Here is a 15,968-nt window from a genome sequence, read left to right as displayed (position 1 = left end):
GTCTGGTGGAGCGGGGCCGCCGCACGGGCGGGGAATCCCGCGCCCATCCGGCAGCCGCGCCACATCATAAACCAGTTAGAGTTGGGTCCGTTCCACGGCAAAGGCAACGTTGGACGCGAAACCTGCGATGGTGGACCACCATTGGAGGCGGTGCCGAACTCAGGCGGAGGCCCGCTTCCGCTTGGTGCCCGGGGTCAGGCTGCGGTAGACGCCCTGATCCTCTTCGATGAAGTGGGCGATCAGGCGGTGCTCGACCCAGTTGGTCAGTTCGTTGGGCGTGCAGAAGACGACGCCGTACGGCCCCTCGAACCGCAGGGCCAGCAGTTCTTCGGTGATCTGCCGGTGCAGCCGCTTGTGCTTCTCGACGCCGGCGCTCTTGGCGTCGATCCAGAACTGTTCCTCGTCGGAGAAATGCTCCTCCGTGTACTTCACCAGGGCGGCGAAGGCGTTCTGGATGATCTTGTAGCCCTGCCCCGCCGCAACCGCCATGTGCAACAGCCCAGCCAGTTCCAGAAGTGTCCGGTGCTGTTCGTCGATGGACTCGTTTCCGACCGTGTATTCGGACTTCCACGGGAAGCGGGCGGATGGCTGCATGGGGGGCCTGCCGGCGAACGGCTGTGCTGAAGGTGCGGGGAACGCCGCAACATAGCACCCCGAACCGCCCGCCGGGGTCGGACAACTTGCCGCAAATCGAGTCTCCGCCCGGCGCGATGGATACAATTTTCGGCAAATTACCACAAAGGCGCCGGATCAGCCTTTCACCGGCTTCGTCATGTAGGTCATGCTGCCGCCGTAGGAGGCCAGCTTGGCCACCAGCCCAGCCCCGCCGTCATGGGGCAGGAATCCTTGCGCGTCCCAGAAGGCCCGCGCGCCGGGGGTGGAGGTCAGGGCCAGCCAGCGAAACCCCTGCCGCGCTGCCAGCGTGTTTACGCGCTCCAGCACCGCCACGCCCAACCCCAGACCCCGCGCCGCGGGCAGCAGGGCGACGTCGTGCAGATAGAGGCAGTCCGGCATCTCCGGCAGCGCGCCGAGCGGCGAGTCGAGCGGCGGCGGAACACCCAGCCGCCCCGGATGCATGACGATGTAGCCGATGCCGAGTCCATCCGCCTCCGCTATGGCGCAGCCCTCAGGGTAGAGGGCCAGACGCTCGGCGAAGACGGCGCGGTCTTCCGGGTAATCGGGGTGCACGATCTCGGCGATGGCCATCACACGGTCCAAGTCCGTCGCTTCCATGGCGCGCCATCCCGCGTTCATCCGCATTCTCCCATCCTTCCCGCCCTTTCAAGCCTTCCAGCCCAGCATCCGGGCGCGCTATGGTGACCGTTCGCACACCAGCCGACCGGAGGACCACCCATGACCGACACCGCCGCGGCGAGCCTGCTGCCCAAGGTGCGGACCATCGCCCACGAAGCGGGTCAGGTGATCCTGCGCTTCTACAACGACGGCATCGACGCCGCCACAAAGGTCGACGGCAGTCCGGTCACCCAGGCCGATCTGGCCGCCGAGCATGTCATCACCCCGGCCCTGCACCACATTGCTCCCGGCATCCCGGTGGTGGCGGAGGAGGCCGTGGCCGCCGGGCACCGGCCGGACATTTCTGGCGGACGCTTCTGGCTGGTCGATCCGCTGGACGGAACCAAGGAATTCATCAGCCGCAACGGCGAGTTCACCGTCAACATCGCCCTGATCGAGGGCGGGCGTCCGGTTCTGGGCGTCGTCTACGCGCCGGCCACGGGCGATCTCTACGCCGCCTGCGGAGCGGGCACCGCCGTCCATTGGGTGGAAGGCCGCCATGACTATCCGATCCAGGTCCGCAAGCCGCCCCCCGACGGCCTGACCGTGGTCGCCAGCCGCTCCCACGGCAGCGGCAGCGAGCTGGAGAGCTTTCTGGCCGGCTATACGGTGAAAAACCGGGTGACCTGTGGCAGTTCCTTGAAGTTCTGCACGGTGGCGTCGGGCAAGGCCGACCTCTACCCCCGCTTCGGCCCGACCAGCGAATGGGACACCGCCGCCGGCCACGCCATCCTCGCCGCCGCCGGTGGGCGGGTGGAGCAGCCTGACGGTTCACCCTTCCTCTACGGCAAGGCCGACATCCTGAACCCCCATTTCGTTGCGTATGGATGGTGACGACTCTGTGTGATGCGGCCGTCGCGGTGCTGACCACCGCGGCGCCGCTGGAGAAGGTGCGCCTGACGCGGGACTACGCCGCGGCGTGGCGCGATGGCCTCATTACCGAGTTCGGCTCTCTGGCCCCGCCGGAGCGCCCCGCCCGTCCGGAGCGTCCGCCGCTGATGCTGCCCCGCGACATGCCCAAGCGCGGGCGCGGCGGCAGCGCGCAGAACCGCGTCGCCCTGCTTCACGCGCTGGCCCACATCGAGCTGAACGCCATCGACCTCGCCTGGGACATCGTGTGCCGCTTCGTCGGGGAAGGGATGCCGAAGGGCTTCACCGACGATTGGGTGCAGGTCGCCGACGACGAGGCCCGGCACTTCCAGATGCTGGAGGAGCGGCTGAACCAGCTCGGTGCCGGCTATGGCGAGTTGCCGGCCCATGACGGGCTGTGGCAGGCCGCGACCACCACCGCCCACGACCTCGCCGCCCGGCTGGCCGTGGTGCCGATGGTGCTGGAGGCGCGCGGGCTCGATGTGACCCCGGAAACCGTCCGCCGCCTGGCCGAGTTCGGCGACGCGGAGAGCGCTGCCCTGCTCCAGGTCATCCACGACGAGGAGATCACCCACGTCGCCGCCGGACGGCGCTGGTTCGGCCATCTCTGCGCCAAGCGCGGCGTGGACCCGGTGGAGACGTGGCAGGATCTGGTGAAGCGGTATTTCCGCGGCGGCCTGAAGAAGCCCTTCAACGTGACCAGCCGCCAAGCCGCCGACTTCGGCCCGGAATTCTACGAGCCGATCGCGGAGTGAAGCCCATATCCTTCGCTCCCCTCTCCCGCCCTGGGAGAGGAAGGGGGCCACGCGTGAGCGTGGGAGGGTGAGGGTGAGGGTGAGGGTGAGGGTGAGGGTGAGGGTGAGGGTGAGGGTACCAGCAAAGATCGGTGGATCAATCCTCGCACAACCCTCACCCGGCCCTTCGGGCCACCTTCTCCCGGGACGGGAGAGGGAATGCCTGATTTACCCCCGCAGCAGCTTCGGGTTGGCGATGCCCAGCCGGGCCTGGACGATCTCCTCCAGGCATTCCATCAGCACGTCCTGGCCGTCGTGATCGAAGTCGCCCGCGGCGATCTCGATGCACAGCCGGTGCTGAAGTGCCTCCACCCGCCGGCGCAGGTCGGCGCCGGACAGGCTGTCGTCGGCGTCCTCGCCGTAGAGCAGGGCCAGCGCCGCCAGCATGGCGTGGCCGGCCTCGTCCGCGCCGGCCAGTTCGCGCTGCACGATGCCGAGCGCGTTGGCGATCATCAGCGCCGTGTAGCGCTGTGCCGGTGGAATGTGGGGAAGCAGGTCGGTGCGGAAGGTCTCCGCGACGATGCTCAGCAATTCCTGGGCGTCGGGGCTGGTGCGCATCAGGCGACCCTTTCTTCGCCGGCATCGCCGGACGGTTCGGCACCGACCGCCGCCGGGGCGGAGGCCGTCAGCCCCAGCCCATGGATGTGGCGCAACAAGTCCAACTCGATCTCCGGCAGCATCCGCCCGGTCAAAGCCAGCTCCAGCGACGGCTCCTCGCCGGAAGTGTGGCGGCGCTCCTGCAGGACCGCGATGGCCGCCCAGCGCATGTAGGCGGCGGTTTCCCAATAGGCGACCGCCTGCGGGTCCACCCGGCGGCCCGACGTCTCCTCATAGCCGGCGTAGAAATCCTCCCGCCCGGCCAGCCCGCCCGCCTCGCGGTCGTGGCGCCCGAACCGCCAGGAGCGGGCGCAGAACCAGCCCAGGTCCTCCATGGGATCGCTGAATCCCGCAAACTCCCAGTCCAGGATGGCGGTCAGCCCGCCGTCCTTCACCAGATAGTTCCCGGTGCGGTAGTCGCGGTGGCACAGCACCAGATCGCCCGGCGGCGGCGCGTGAATCTCCAGCCAGCGCAGGCCCCAGGCCAGAACGGCGTCGCGCAGCGCCAGATCACCCAGCCAGTCTCGGTAGGTGTGGACGCAGTCGAGCGCCGGCGACGCGGCCGGAACCGGCAGGTCCTCCAGCCCCGGCGTGTCCGGCCCGGCCTTGTGCAGGCGGCCCAACTGCCGGCCAAGCTCGCGGGCGAGGCCGCGCTGCGGCTGGTCGGCCTTCACCACCTTGTGCCCGGCGCCGATGCCCTCGGCGCGGCGCATGATGTAGAAGTCGGCGCCGAGAACCGCCGGGTCGCCGCAGGCGGCGATGGGTTCCGGCGCCGCCACCCCGGCGCCGAAGGCAGCGCGCAGCGCGGCGAATTCCTGAGCCTTGGAGATGCTGGCCTTCATGCCGGACGCCACCGCCGCGCCACCCGGCTGGGCGCGCAGCACACAAGCGTGCCGCCCGGCCCGAGGCCCGCCGTCGATGTCCAGAGTCACCGCAAGGTTGAGCGAGATGGCTCCCCCGCCGAGGGTGCCTTCGTCGGCCACCGACACGCGCGTCGCGCCGGTCGCCCCGGCCAGCCACGATTCCAGCCGCGGCCGGCTTTCCCCGTCGATCAGTGCGCCCATCCCATCACCCCCAGGCCCAGAAGCCGTCGCCCTCGTCCATGTAGAATCGCGCCAGGACCATCTTGTGGACTTCCGACGCCCCGTCCACCAGCCGGGCCTGCCGGGCGTAGCGGTACATCCACTCCAGCGCCGTGTCCTTCGAATAGCCCCTGGCCCCGCAGAGCTGGATGGCCGTGTCCACCGCCTTGTGCAGCGTGTCGGCGACATGGACCTTGGCCATCGACACCTCCTTGCGGGCGAAATCGCCGCGGTCGAGCTGCCACGCCGCCTTCATGACCAGCAGCCGCCCGATTTCGATCTGCATGGCGACGTCGCCCATCATCCACTGCACGCCCTCGTGACCGGCGAGCGTGGTGCCGAAGCTCTCGCGCTCGCGCACATAGGCGGCGGCGATTTCCATGGCCCGCTTCGACAGGCCGGTCCAGCGCATGCAATGGGTCAGCCGCGCCGGGCCGAGGCGGATCTGCGTGGCCTTCAACCCGTCGCCGATGTTCATCAGGACGTTCTCGTCGGAGACCTCCAACCCGTCGAAGCGCAGCTCGCAATGGCCGCCATGCTCCTCCGGCCCCATGATCGGGATGCGGCGGACGATCTCCCAGCCGGGCTGGTCCTTGTCGAACAGGAAGGCGGTCAGCCCCTTGCGCGCGTCGTCGGAGGTGCGGGCGATCAGGATGAAATGCTGCGCCTCGCCCGCCCCGGTGATGAACCATTTGTGGCCGGAGATCACCCAGCGGTCGCCCTTCCGCTCCGCCCGCGTCTTCATCATCGAGGGGTCGGAGCCGCCGCCGGGATGCGGCTCGGTCATCACGAAGGCGGAGCGCACCGTCCCGTCGACGATGGGCTGGAGCCAGCGCTCCTTCTGCGCCTCGGTCGCCACCTTGTTGAGAAGCTGCATGTTGCCGTCGTCGGGGGCGGCGCAGTTGAAGCAGACCGGCCCGAAGATGGAGCGGTTCATCTCCTCGTAGGCCGCGGCCATGCCGACGATGCCCAGCCCCTGCCCGCCGCACGCCGTCGGCATCTGCGGCGCCCACAGCCCGGCGGACTTCACCTCCCCGCGCAGGCGCTCCAGCAGGGCGGGCGCGATGTTCTCGTGCGCGTCGTAGGAGGCCGGGTCCGCTTCCAGCGGCAGGATGCGCTCCTCCACGAAGGCGCGCACGCGGCGGCGGAACTCCTCGATCGGCGGGGGCAGGCTGAAATCCATCGGTTCGGGTCCTCTCCGTCGTTTTTCTTGATTACAAGGTGCTGACCAGATGCCCGCCGTCCACCGGCACCACCGCCCCGGTCATGTAGGCCGAGGCCTCGGAGCAGAGCAGCAGCAACGGCCCGTCGAGGTCCGAGAGCCTCCCCAGCCGCCGCTGCGGCACCCGCCGGATCAGCGCCTGCCCGGCGTCGGTCGCCAGGAAATCGCGGTTCAGGTCGGTTTCCATGTAGCCGGGCGCAAGCGCGTTGACGCGGATGCCGTAACGCGCCCATTCCAGGGCCAGCGCCTGGGTCATCTGCACCAGCCCGGCCTTCGACGCGGTGTAGGCCACGACATGGCCGGCCACCCGCAGCCCGAGGATGGAGGCGATGTTGACGATCGACCCGCCCCGCCCCTGCTCCCTCATCACGCGCGCCGTCTCCTGCGCGGTGAGGAAGGCGCCCTTCAGGTTGGTGTCGATGACGCGGTCCCACTCCTCCTCCGCGTAGTCCAGCGCGGGCTTGGCGACGGTGGCCCCAGCGTTGTTGACGAGGATGTCCAGCCCGCCGAGCGCGCTTGCCGCCTCCCGGACGCCGTCGCGGACGGAGGCGGCGTCGGTGACGTCCAGCGGCACGGCGACGGCCTGTCCGCCCGCCGCCTCGATCTCGGCGACGGCGGCGTCCAGGCTCTCGCGCCGCCGCGCGGCCAGAGCGACGCGGGCGCCTGCCGCGGCGAGTACACCCGCGAAGTGACGGCCCAGGCCGGCGGAGGCCCCGGTGACCAGGGCGGTGCGGTTGGTGAGGGAGAGGGTCATAGGGGTCCTGAGTTTATGAAGGTGGGGTTCGTGCGTCGGGCCCCCTCCCTAACCCTCCCCCGCTTCGCAGGGGAGGGAACGGCTCCTCCCCCTGCGCAGCGGGGGGAGGTTGGGAGGGGGGCCCGATGCGACCACTCCCTCACAACCCCCTCGCCTGCTCGCGCAACACGAACTTCTGGATCTTCCCGGTCGACGTCTTCGGCAGGGCTCCGAACACCACCGTCCGTGGCGCCTTGAAATGGGCGAGATGGTCGCGGCACCAGCCGATCACCTCGGCCTCCGTCACCCGTCCTTCCGATCCCGGTTTCAGCGTGACGAAGGCGCAGGGGGTCTCGCCCCATTTCGCATCCGGACGGGCGACGACGGCGGCCTCCATGACGTGGGGGTGCTTGTAGAGAACCTCCTCGACCTCCAGCGAGGCGATGTTCTCGCCGCCGGAGATGATGATGTCCTTGGCGCGGTCCTTGATCTCGACATAGCGGTCGGGGTGCAGCACGGCGAGGTCGCCGGTGTGCAGCCAGCTGTCGCGCAGCGCCTCGTCGGTCGCCGCCGGGTTCTTCAGGTAACCCTTCATCACCGTGTTGCCGCGCAGCGCCAGCTCGCCCAGCGTCTCGCCGTCGGCGGGCACCTCGCGGCCGGTGTCGGGGTCGAGCACGGCCTGCTCGGACATGGTGACGTTGGGCACGCCCTGGCGGGCCATCTTCACCGCCCGTTCCTCCAGCGGCAGGTCCGCCCAGCTCTCCTGCCATGCGCAGCCGGTGGAGGGGCCGTAGCATTCCGTCATGCCATAGAGATGGGTCAGGCGGAAGCCCATCCGTTCCATCCCCGCGATCACCGCGCTGGGCGGCGCCGCCCCGCCGGTCGCCACCTGCACCGGGCCATGGTCGAAGCCGCGCTTCACCGCGTCCGGCGCGTGGATCAGCATGGTCAGCACGACCGGCGCGCCGCAGAGATGGGTGACCTTCTCCTCGGCGATCAGGCGGAAGATCGCCGCCGGGTCGACAGTGCGCAGGCAGACATGGGTCGCCCCGACCGCCGTCACCGCCCAGGGGTAGGTCCAGCCGTTGCAGTGGAACATGGGCAACGTCCACAGATAGACGCTGTCGGGCCGCAGCCCGAAGGTGATGACGTTGCCAAGCGCGTTCAGATGGGCGCCGCGGTGATGGTACAGCACACCTTTGGGGTTGCCGGTGGTGCCGGAGGTGTAGTTGAGCGCGATGGACTCCCACTCGTCCTCGGGCGTGCGCCAGGGCGCCTCGGGATCGCCGGTCTTGAGGAAATCCTCATACTCCAGATCGCCCACCGGGTCGGCGTCCTGCGCCGCCGGGTCGTCAATCCACACCACCCGCGGCAGGGCCGCCATGCGCTCCAGCGCGGCGCGGGCCACCGCGGACAGGCCGCGGTCCACCAGGAACAGGCGGCTTTCCGCGTGCTCCAGGATGAAGGCGACGGCGGGCGCGTCGAGCCGCGTGTTGATGGCGTTCAGCACCGCCCCGGAGCCGGGAATGCCGAAATGCGCTTCCAGCATCGCCGGGGTGTTGAAGGCCAGGACCGACACCACCTCCCCCGGCCGGACGCCGGCCCGGCTCACCGCGGAAGCCAGCGCGCGGGCGCGGCGCTCCACCTCCGCCCAGTTCCGCCGCAAGGGGCCGTAGACCACGGCGGTCTTGTCCGGATAGACCATCGCGGAGCGGCGCAGGAAATCCAGCGGCGTCAGCGGCACATGGTTGGCCGTGCGCCTGGATAGGTCTGCGGACGGAGTGGTGGCGTCCACGCTCGTCTCCTTCCCTGTTCTGCGGTCCCTGAGTCAGGGCCGGCGCCTCATACCGGGCGCCTTGCTGACGATGGTAGTCACGAACCATTGGGCAGAACAAGATTCACCTTTGGTCGGTCCCTTCCCCTATGCCCGCAAGAACGTGGCAGGGACGGGCGAGCGCGTTACCGCCTCTGGCGCTGCGGTTGCAAGCCCTCCGCCCGCTACACTGTCTGGCATCGAGCCGTATGGGGGCGACCATGACGACGGTGCGGATCGCGTTCGACAAGGAACTGGTGCTGTCCGGGCATTTCCTGCTGAAGCATCTGGAGAAGCCGGAGTTGCAACGCCTCGCCGCCAGCGCCCGGCTGGCCTATTTCCGGCCCGGCGCGGTCATCTTCCAGAAGGGCGACCCTGGCGACAGCATGATGGCGGTCATCCGTGGGCGGGTGAAGATCTGCTCCCACTCCACCGACGGCAAGGAGTTGGTGCTGAACATCATCAACAAAGGCGGCCTGTTCGGCGAGATCGCCCTGCTCGACGGCGAGCCGCGGACCGCCGACGCCGTGGCGCTGGAGGAGACCGACCTCCTGGTGCTCGACCGCTCGAAGTTCGTGCCGCTGCTCAACGAGCGTCCGGCGGTCGCGCTCCAGCTCATCACCGTGCTGTGCAAGCGGCTGCGCCAGACCAGTGAGCATCTGGAGGACACGCTGTTCCTGGAGGCGTCGTCGCGCTTCGCCCGCGCGCTGATGCGGCTGGCCGATGTGTTCGGAAAGCCGGCACCGGGCGGGTTGAAGCTGGACATCAAGCTGTCGCAGCAGCAGCTTGGATGTTTGGTGGGCGTCTCGCGGGAGAGCATCAACAAACTGCTCGGCGAATGGCAGCGCAACGGCGTGATCGCCGTGGAATCCGGGCGGATCACCCTGCTCGACCGCGACGCGCTGGAGGAGATCGCCGAGGCGAATGGGTGAAGTATCGCGTCGGGCCCCCACCCCGGCCCTCCCCCGCTTCGCGGGAGAGGGTGCCTTCTGCGAAGCGTCATCCGTCCCCTCCCCTGCGCAGCGGGGGAGGGTTAGGGTGGGGGCCCGGCGCCACCACCCCTCAATTTAACTCCCTCAACACCCTCACCCCGTTGTTCAGGTATCTTACATCGGGATCGTAGAACAGCCGCGCCGTGTCGGTGATGTCAGCCAAGCCGCCCCGCCAGGACCCGCCGCGCAGCACGCGCTCCCGGCAGTTGGTGGACGTCCAGGCGCTGCCGTCCGTCGGCGCGCCCGCATAGTCGGCGTGCCAGCAGTCGGCCACCCACTCCGCCACACCGCCGTTCATGTCGTGCAAGCCGAAGGGGTTCGGCTTGTAGCTGCCGACCGAAGCCGGGGTGAGCCGCTCCTGCGCCCCGCCGCAGTCCTTGCAGTTGGCGAGCGTTCCCGTCTGACCGTCCCACCAATAGCGGCCCGTCGTACCGCCGCGCGCCGCGTATTCCCATTCGGCTTCGGACGGCAGGCGGTAGCGCTGGCCGGTCTTCTGGCTCAACCATTTTGCGTAGGCCTGGGCTTCCAGCCAGGAGACATTGTGGATCGGGGTGCTGTCGGTGGGCTTGGTCATGCGCGGCATGCCGCCGGTGCAGCCGCCACCCTCGACGCAAGCGCGCCACTCGGCCACCGTCACCTCGTAAGCGCCGAGCGCAAAGGGCTTGGCGATGGTGACCTTGTGCACCGGACGCTCCGAGCGGTCGCCCTGGTCGCTGCCCATGCTGAAGCTGCCGGGTGCGATCCGCACCATCACCGGACAGGCCGGGCAGTCCTGGAAGCTGGCCGACCGGCTGTGGTTGCGCACCGCGCTGTTCCCATTGCCATTCGGGGGCGCTGCGGCCACCTGCTCCGGCGCGGGCACGGGCTGCGGCGATGTCGGTGGGGGCGGTGCCGGTAGAGGCGGTGCCGCCGCCTCGACGACTGGAGCCGGGGCCGGGAGCGAAACCGGGGGCGGAGCCGATTGGACCGGTGGCGGCGGCCGAGCCGATGCGACCTCCGGCGGCTTGACGGCGGGGGCGAGCGCGCCCAGCTTTTCCCGCGCCGGCTTGGCGTAGGTGCCGCTCCCGAACAGGCGCAGGAAGGCCTCGAAGTCGGCGGGCTCACGACTGCCCTTGACCATCTGCCACAGCGATTCCTCAAGCGCCGGCGCGGCCGGGGCGGCGCCCGGCGGGGCGATCTCCAGCGTCACGGTGCCGGTGGCCTTGCCGCCCTTGCCGTCCTCCACCTGATAGGTGAAGGCACCGGCGGCCCCCGCCCGCTCCTGCTCCGGGTCGAAGGTCAGCCGGGTCAGCCCCTCGGCCGGCAGGCGGTCGCCGGGGCGGATCAGGGTGGCGCCGTCGCGCACCTTGCCGCGGTCGGGCACGGCGGTGACGGTGATGGTCAGCGGATCGCCGTCGGGGTCCGCCGGCGCCTCGATGGCCAGGCGATTCGGCAGGGCGCGGATGGTGCGCGCGCCGGCCACCACCGGCTCACGGTTGCTCGGCTTGATGGTGATCGCCACGCCGCCACGCGCCACGCCGCCCCGCCCGTCCATGATCGCGAAGTCGAAGCGCCCGGAATCCCCGACGACGGTCGCGTCCGGCTTGAAGCTGGTGGCGGCGAGTTGCTCCACGGTCAGGTAGTCGCCGATCAGCACGATACGGTCGCCGATGCGCACGCTGCCGCCGCGTGGCAGGCCGGAGATCTGGGCGAACAGCTGGTCGTCGTCGGGATCGGTCGGGCGCCCGATGCGCAGCGGCTCGGCGTCGGCGCGGTCGGACAGCTCCAGCGGGCGGATCTCGCCGAGCACCGGCGGCCGGTTCGGCGGGCGCGGGTTGAAGTAGAAGGGCGCCGCCCCAAGCGAACCGAAGATGTAAGGCTCCTGCCGCCCGTTGGTCGCCTGCCGCACGGTGTCGCGCACGTTGCGGAAGAACAGGCTCAGCTCCAGCCCCGGTGTCTGGAGGTGCTGGAGCAGCGCGTCGGTGTAGGGGCTGTGGTCGCCCTGCCCGTCCTCGGCCAGCTGGTCGGCGCGGGTGGCCATGGCGACCAGCGTGTCGCTGGGCGTGTCGTCGACGCGGGCGAAGCCGTAGTTGACCTGGATGCGGTTCTGCCCGGCCTGCTTCAGCCGATCCACGAAGGGGTTGTTGCGGCAGGAATCGAGCATCAGGATGCCCAGCTTGCGCGCCTGCGACAGCTCGCCCATCATCAGGTTCAGCGGCATGGCCTCGTAAACGAGGTCGCGCTCGCGCTCCAGCTTGGCGTCCGCCGGGACGATGTAGTTGTTGCCACCCACCTGGATGCCGTGCCCGGCGTAGAAGATCACCGCCACGTCGGCCTGCGAGGCGCGGATGCCGAAGTCGCGCAGCGCCCGCTCGAAGCCGCGGTTGTCCATATCGAACTTCTCGGCCACTTCGAACTGGAGCTTGCGCAGAGCCTCGGCGATGGCCTTGGCGTCGTTCACCGGGTTCTGGAGTTCGGGGGCGAATTCGTACTTGCCGATGCCGACGACCAGCGCGATGCGCTTCTCCGGGGACTGGGACGCCTGGGGCGGCGGAGATTGAGGCGGAGCGGATTGGGCGGACGCCCTCGGTGCCCAGCCGAGAAGCCCTAGCAACAGCAGGACGAGGGCGAGCGACCAGAGGTCCCTGCCCAAACGATGTTGCGTCGAGGGTCCGTCGAACATCGGCCGGCTCCATGGTGGGAAGGCGGTTGCACACCCCATACCCGGCACCCGTCGGCATAAAATTGCCAATTAGCCGATCTTAATATTTCGATTCCTGCGCACCAAGCGTTCATTCAGCCTAATCCCGAATACGGAGAATGGGTGATTACTCCCCAGCCTCCGCCGCGGGCCGCACCTCCTCCCCCTCCCGGTCGAGGACCAGCCAAGCGCGGACCGCCTTGCGCTTGCCCTTCAGCGCCATCTCCCCCACCGGCAGCCCGGCTACCATGCCCTGCACCGCCGTCCAGGTCGGTTCCCCGATGACAATCCGGCAATGGGGGGAGGAGCGCATGGCCACCGTCTTGCCCAGCGCCTCGAGCCGGGCCGCCGTATTGGCGGTGTCGCCGAGCAGCGAATATTCCATGTGCCGCAGCCCGCCCAGGCTGCCCGCCACCAGCGGACCGGTGTGGATGCCGACGCGGATGCCGATGGCCGGCAACCCCTCCGCCTGCCAGCGCTTGTTCAGCTCCCGAAGCTCCCGCCCCATCTGGATGGCGCAGCGCACGGCGCGCACGGCGTCGGCATCGATCTCCGCCTGGGTCGTGCGGGCGACGGGGGCGCCGAAGACCGCCAGGATGGCGTCGCCGATGAAGCGCAGAACGATCCCGTCATGGGCCGCCACCACCCGCACCATGGCGTCGAGATAGCCTTCCAGCCACAGGATCAGCGGCTCGGGCTCCAACGCCTCGCAGACGGTGGTGAAGCCCTCGATGTCGGAGAAGAAGACGGTGGCGGTCAGCTCCTGCGGGCGGGGGCGCCCGCCGGCCAGGAAGGTCGCGCGCTCCCGCCAGATCTCGTCGGCGACGGGCTGGGAGACGTGGTTGGCGAACAGCTGCATCAGGCTGCGGCGGTCGGTGCGCTCCTTCAGCGACAGATGCGCGGTCATCGCGGCGATGCCGCCCAGCCACGCCGCCGAGGGTGCCATCATCGCCACCAGCGGCCCGCCCTGGGCGAACAGCGCCAGCGCCGCCGCCCACAGCGCCAGCAGCCCGAGCAGGCTCGCCGGCACCAGAACCCACACCGGCCAGCCGGCCATTGCCAGCGCCACCCCCGCGGCGCTCAGCGCCAGCACCAGCGCGACCACCCAGGCGGTGGGCAGGTCGCGGCTGGTCCGGCCGTCGAGGATCTGGGCCAGCGCGTGGGCCTGGATCTCCACCCCCGGCGTGGACAGGCCGGCGACCGACAGCGGCGTGCGGTGCTGGTCGACCCCGACCAGGACGGTGCCGACCACGGCGATCCGCCCGGCCAGCCAGCCGCGCGGCAGCATCCCCACCATGTCCGCCGGATAGGTCGGGAAGGGCGGCGCGTCCGGCGACGGGCGGGCGTGCCAGTCGATGCGGAAGGGCTCCGCCGGGATCGTCGCCTCTCCGGCAGCCCCTCCGGCAAGCTGGGCCATCCGCGCCGGGAAGCTGGGCAGTCCGTCCGGACCGCGCGGCACATGCCAGCGCACCGTACCGTCCAGCCGGTCCTTGGCGAGGTTGGCGTGGCCGTGCGGAATGCCGTCGAGGAACCGCCCGAGATAACGGCGCTGCTCCTCCGTCAGCGCCGTGTCGCCGAGCGCCGTGATGGCGACCACCGGCACCTTTGCGCGCTGGATTCGCTGGCGCAACCGCTCGTCGAGTGCCGGCAGGGTCGGCTGGTCGAACAGGATGTCCAGCCCGATCGCCCGCACCCCCGCCGCCTCCAGCGTCCCCACCAGATCGGCGAGGAAGCCGCGGTCCACCGGCGACCGGCAGGCCAGCGTGGCAAACAGATCCTCTCCCAGCGTCACCAGCACGATGCCGGGATGCTGCGGGGCGGGCGGCGTGAAGTAGGCAATGGCGAGGTCGCGGAAGCTCTCATCGGCGGAGCGCAGGGGCGGCACCAAACGGGTCAGCCCCAGCGCCGCCGCCGACACGCCGACCACCGCGGCCAAGCCGACCAGTCCTTTGGCGAGCCACGAGGCTTTCGCCCAACTTGGCCTGCCCCCCGATGTCCCCAACGGCGGCGCCCTCACTCCACGCGCAGGATCACCTGCGCCATCACCAGTTCGGTCTGCTTCAGCGAGGCGAGTGTCCGCTCCAGCCGGGCCGCCGCCTCGTCGGACAGAGGCCGGAAGGCGTCCTGACGCCCTGGCAGGTCAGCGCCGAGATCGCGCCCGGCGGCGAAGCAGCGCACCTCCTGGTCGGCGGACAGGCTCCCCGACCGCTCCGCCGCGCGCAGCGGCACCGGCATGCGGTCGCCGGCCAGCGTCAGGGTGCGGTGCCCCTCCACCAGCGAGCTGGCCGACGGGCCCGGCGGGTAGATCGGTGTCAGCTGGCCGCGCGTGTTGCGCAGGTAGCAGTAAAGGTGCGCGTCCCGGTTCGTCTGGAGCACCAGCGTCACCGTCTCCCCGGACCGGTAGGTCGGGTAGAGGCCGCGGTCGGTGGCGAGATAGAGGTTCAGCGGCGCCATGCTGTCCCGCACCGGGTCCAGCAGAAACGCCGCCTGGGTGGCGCAGCCGGCACCGGCCAGCCGGACGGCCAGCTCCGCGCCCTGGCCCTCCGCACTGACCACGCGCAGGGTCAGGCTGTGGCGCACCCGCCCGTCCGGCCCGGCGACGGAGACGGCGGTGCCGTCGGTCATCGGAAGCTCGCGCGGCCAGGGCACCGTCGCCCCCTTGTCCCAGCGCAGCGTGGCGGTGGCGCCGCGATTTTCGTCACGCAGGGTGGCCGGGATCAGCGTCGGATCGGCGGGCTTGCGCAGCAGCACGGTGCCGCCGGACTTCACGCATTGGGTTCCGGCCCGGCCGGGGTCGAGGGTGAAGACCTGCTCCTCCCCCTTCTGCATCGGGGTTCCGACCGCGCGGGCGGCCCCCAGGTCGGTCTGGAAGAAGCGCTCCCCGCCGACGAGGCTGCCGACTCCGCCCCAACCCGAGGCGTCGGGCATGCGGTCGAGCGACCCGTCGAACGGCCCCTTGATCCGCAACATACGCCCGTTGGCGAACAGGAACATGGCGTTGGCGCCGTCCGGCACGGTGACCGCCGCGCCGTCGGGGACCAGTTGCCCCTGGGCGTAGCCGGGGGCGGTGGAGGCGACAACCACCGCCTGCTCCGCCGCCGCGCGGCCGGCGGTGAAGCCGACCGCTCCTACGGCGGCCAGCGTCAGGGCCGCCACCACGAGTCCGCTCAGGGTCCTGTGCGCCATGCTGGCCTCCACCGGCGGGGATCGCGGAATCATTGGGGTTTCCCGGACGCCTGTCCAGGCGGCGAAGGGGGAAGGCCGGGGCTGCGGACCCGGCCCAAAGAAGGGCGGACGCCGTGAACGGACGGGCATGGTCGGACCTCCGAAATGATGCGCACCGGCCAAAGCGCCGGCCTGTCGAGGCTAGACGGCGGAAGACGGCGGCCGCTGTGAGGCGCAGCACAAAGTTGCGCAGGAGTTGGGCACCCTCCGACGTACTGAGTGTGGCGGGCGCCACAGCGCGGCCCGGTCCAGCCCCCTAGAGTGCCGGGCAGGACCGGCGCCCCGTTGGTCCGCCCCAGCGCCCGAGGAGACCGACCATGACCGCCCGCCGCACCAAAGCCGACGCCGCCGATGGTTTCGATGACCGCTTCGCCCGTCATGGAATCCTGGAGGTCGCCTATCTGCGGTCGGTGGAGATCGATGGCCTGCCCGCCTACGCCGTGTATGCCGCGGACGGCAGCTGCCTGTGGCTGGACACCGACCGCGCGTCGGCGGGGGCGACGCTTCAGGAGCATGGAATGGAGCTGGTCAGCGTGCATTGAGAGCGGAGGTGATGGGGGCATTGCCCCCACCCTCCCCAGGTCGTGGGTCCCCTCCCTCCCCCGCTTCGCAGGGGAGGGATTTTTCGTGTCAGCAACACCAATTCCCTCCCTCGCCAAAGGCGGGG

General features: G+C 70.2%; 14 protein-coding genes. 4 read left to right on the top strand and 10 right to left on the bottom strand.

Translation table 11 applies throughout. The features are described from left to right. Positions 1-159: 159 nt before the first annotated feature. Both H1Q64_RS10090 and H1Q64_RS10085 read right to left on the bottom strand, forming a co-directional pair. The gene (locus tag H1Q64_RS10090) at positions 160-594 is read right to left on the bottom strand and encodes a bacteriohemerythrin (RefSeq protein ID WP_237903381.1); all 435 of its coding nucleotides are present in this window, start codon (positions 592-594) and stop codon (positions 160-162) included. 156 nt (positions 595-750) lie between these two features. Then, positions 751-1,233, bottom strand: coding sequence for a GNAT family N-acetyltransferase (locus tag H1Q64_RS10085; protein WP_237903380.1), 483 nt, complete (start codon positions 1,231-1,233; stop codon positions 751-753). Positions 1,234-1,353: 120 nt separating this feature from the next. Here H1Q64_RS10085 and cysQ point away from each other — a divergent pair, with 120 nt between their 5' ends. Continuing rightward, positions 1,354-2,127 (top strand): 3'(2'),5'-bisphosphate nucleotidase CysQ, encoded by a 774-nt coding sequence (gene cysQ, locus H1Q64_RS10080; protein WP_145626042.1) that lies wholly within the window; start codon positions 1,354-1,356, stop codon positions 2,125-2,127. Next, positions 2,121-2,918, top strand: a complete 798-nt coding sequence (locus tag H1Q64_RS10075) for a ferritin-like domain-containing protein (RefSeq protein ID WP_237903379.1) — start codon at positions 2,121-2,123, stop codon at positions 2,916-2,918. Before cysQ ends, H1Q64_RS10075 begins: the two co-directional genes overlap by 7 nt. A gap of 207 nt (positions 2,919-3,125) precedes the next feature. Here the strand turns inward: H1Q64_RS10075 and H1Q64_RS10070 are convergent, their stop codons facing one another. The 5 genes from H1Q64_RS10070 to H1Q64_RS10050 form a co-directional block, all read right to left on the bottom strand. Further along, a complete protein-coding gene (locus tag H1Q64_RS10070; protein ID WP_237903378.1) occupies positions 3,126-3,515 on the bottom strand; it encodes a DUF6285 domain-containing protein in 390 nt (129 codons plus the stop codon). Next, positions 3,515-4,618, bottom strand: a complete 1,104-nt coding sequence (locus H1Q64_RS10065) for a phosphotransferase family protein (protein ID WP_237903377.1) — start codon at positions 4,616-4,618, stop codon at positions 3,515-3,517. Before H1Q64_RS10065 ends, H1Q64_RS10070 begins: the two co-directional genes overlap by 1 nt. Before the next feature lie 4 nt (positions 4,619-4,622). After that, positions 4,623-5,819 carry an acyl-CoA dehydrogenase family protein gene (locus tag H1Q64_RS10060; protein ID WP_237903376.1) on the bottom strand — a complete coding sequence of 399 codons (1,197 nt, stop codon included), beginning with the start codon at positions 5,817-5,819 and terminating at the stop codon, positions 4,623-4,625. Between the two features lie 31 nt (positions 5,820-5,850). Beyond that, a complete protein-coding gene (locus H1Q64_RS10055) occupies positions 5,851-6,612 on the bottom strand; it encodes an SDR family NAD(P)-dependent oxidoreductase (RefSeq protein ID WP_237903375.1) in 762 nt (253 codons plus the stop codon). Between the two features lie 139 nt (positions 6,613-6,751). Beyond that, a complete protein-coding gene (locus H1Q64_RS10050) occupies positions 6,752-8,386 on the bottom strand; it encodes an acyl-CoA synthetase (protein WP_237903374.1) in 1,635 nt (544 codons plus the stop codon). 239 nt (positions 8,387-8,625) lie between these two features. Between H1Q64_RS10050 and H1Q64_RS10045 the strand changes: the two genes are divergently transcribed. Continuing rightward, positions 8,626-9,336: a Crp/Fnr family transcriptional regulator gene (locus H1Q64_RS10045; protein ID WP_014240588.1), complete on the top strand. Its 711-nt coding sequence runs from the start codon at positions 8,626-8,628 to the stop codon at positions 9,334-9,336. A 130-nt stretch (positions 9,337-9,466) separates the two neighbouring features. Here H1Q64_RS10045 and H1Q64_RS10040 read toward each other — a convergent pair whose 3' ends face one another. The 3 genes from H1Q64_RS10040 to H1Q64_RS10030 form a co-directional block, all read right to left on the bottom strand. Continuing rightward, complete coding sequence (locus H1Q64_RS10040) at positions 9,467-12,058, bottom strand: SUMF1/EgtB/PvdO family nonheme iron enzyme (RefSeq protein ID WP_237903373.1); 2,592 nt, start codon at positions 12,056-12,058, stop codon at positions 9,467-9,469. Between the two features lie 145 nt (positions 12,059-12,203). Next, positions 12,204-14,003 (bottom strand): adenylate/guanylate cyclase domain-containing protein, encoded by a 1,800-nt coding sequence (locus tag H1Q64_RS10035; RefSeq protein ID WP_237904935.1) that lies wholly within the window; start codon positions 14,001-14,003, stop codon positions 12,204-12,206. 86 nt (positions 14,004-14,089) lie between these two features. Next, the gene (locus H1Q64_RS10030) at positions 14,090-15,262 is read right to left on the bottom strand and encodes a DUF4384 domain-containing protein (protein WP_237903372.1); all 1,173 of its coding nucleotides are present in this window, start codon (positions 15,260-15,262) and stop codon (positions 14,090-14,092) included. Between the two features lie 356 nt (positions 15,263-15,618). Between H1Q64_RS10030 and H1Q64_RS10025 the strand changes: the two genes are divergently transcribed. Next, a complete protein-coding gene (locus H1Q64_RS10025) occupies positions 15,619-15,843 on the top strand; it encodes a DUF1150 family protein (protein WP_237903371.1) in 225 nt (74 codons plus the stop codon). Positions 15,844-15,968 lie beyond the last annotated feature (125 nt).

Source organism: Azospirillum brasilense (assembly GCF_022023855.1).
Classification (GTDB): domain Bacteria; phylum Pseudomonadota; class Alphaproteobacteria; order Azospirillales; family Azospirillaceae; genus Azospirillum; species Azospirillum brasilense_F.
The sequence above is the reverse complement of the archived record's forward strand: the minus strand, read 5'-3'. Positions and strand labels throughout refer to the sequence as shown.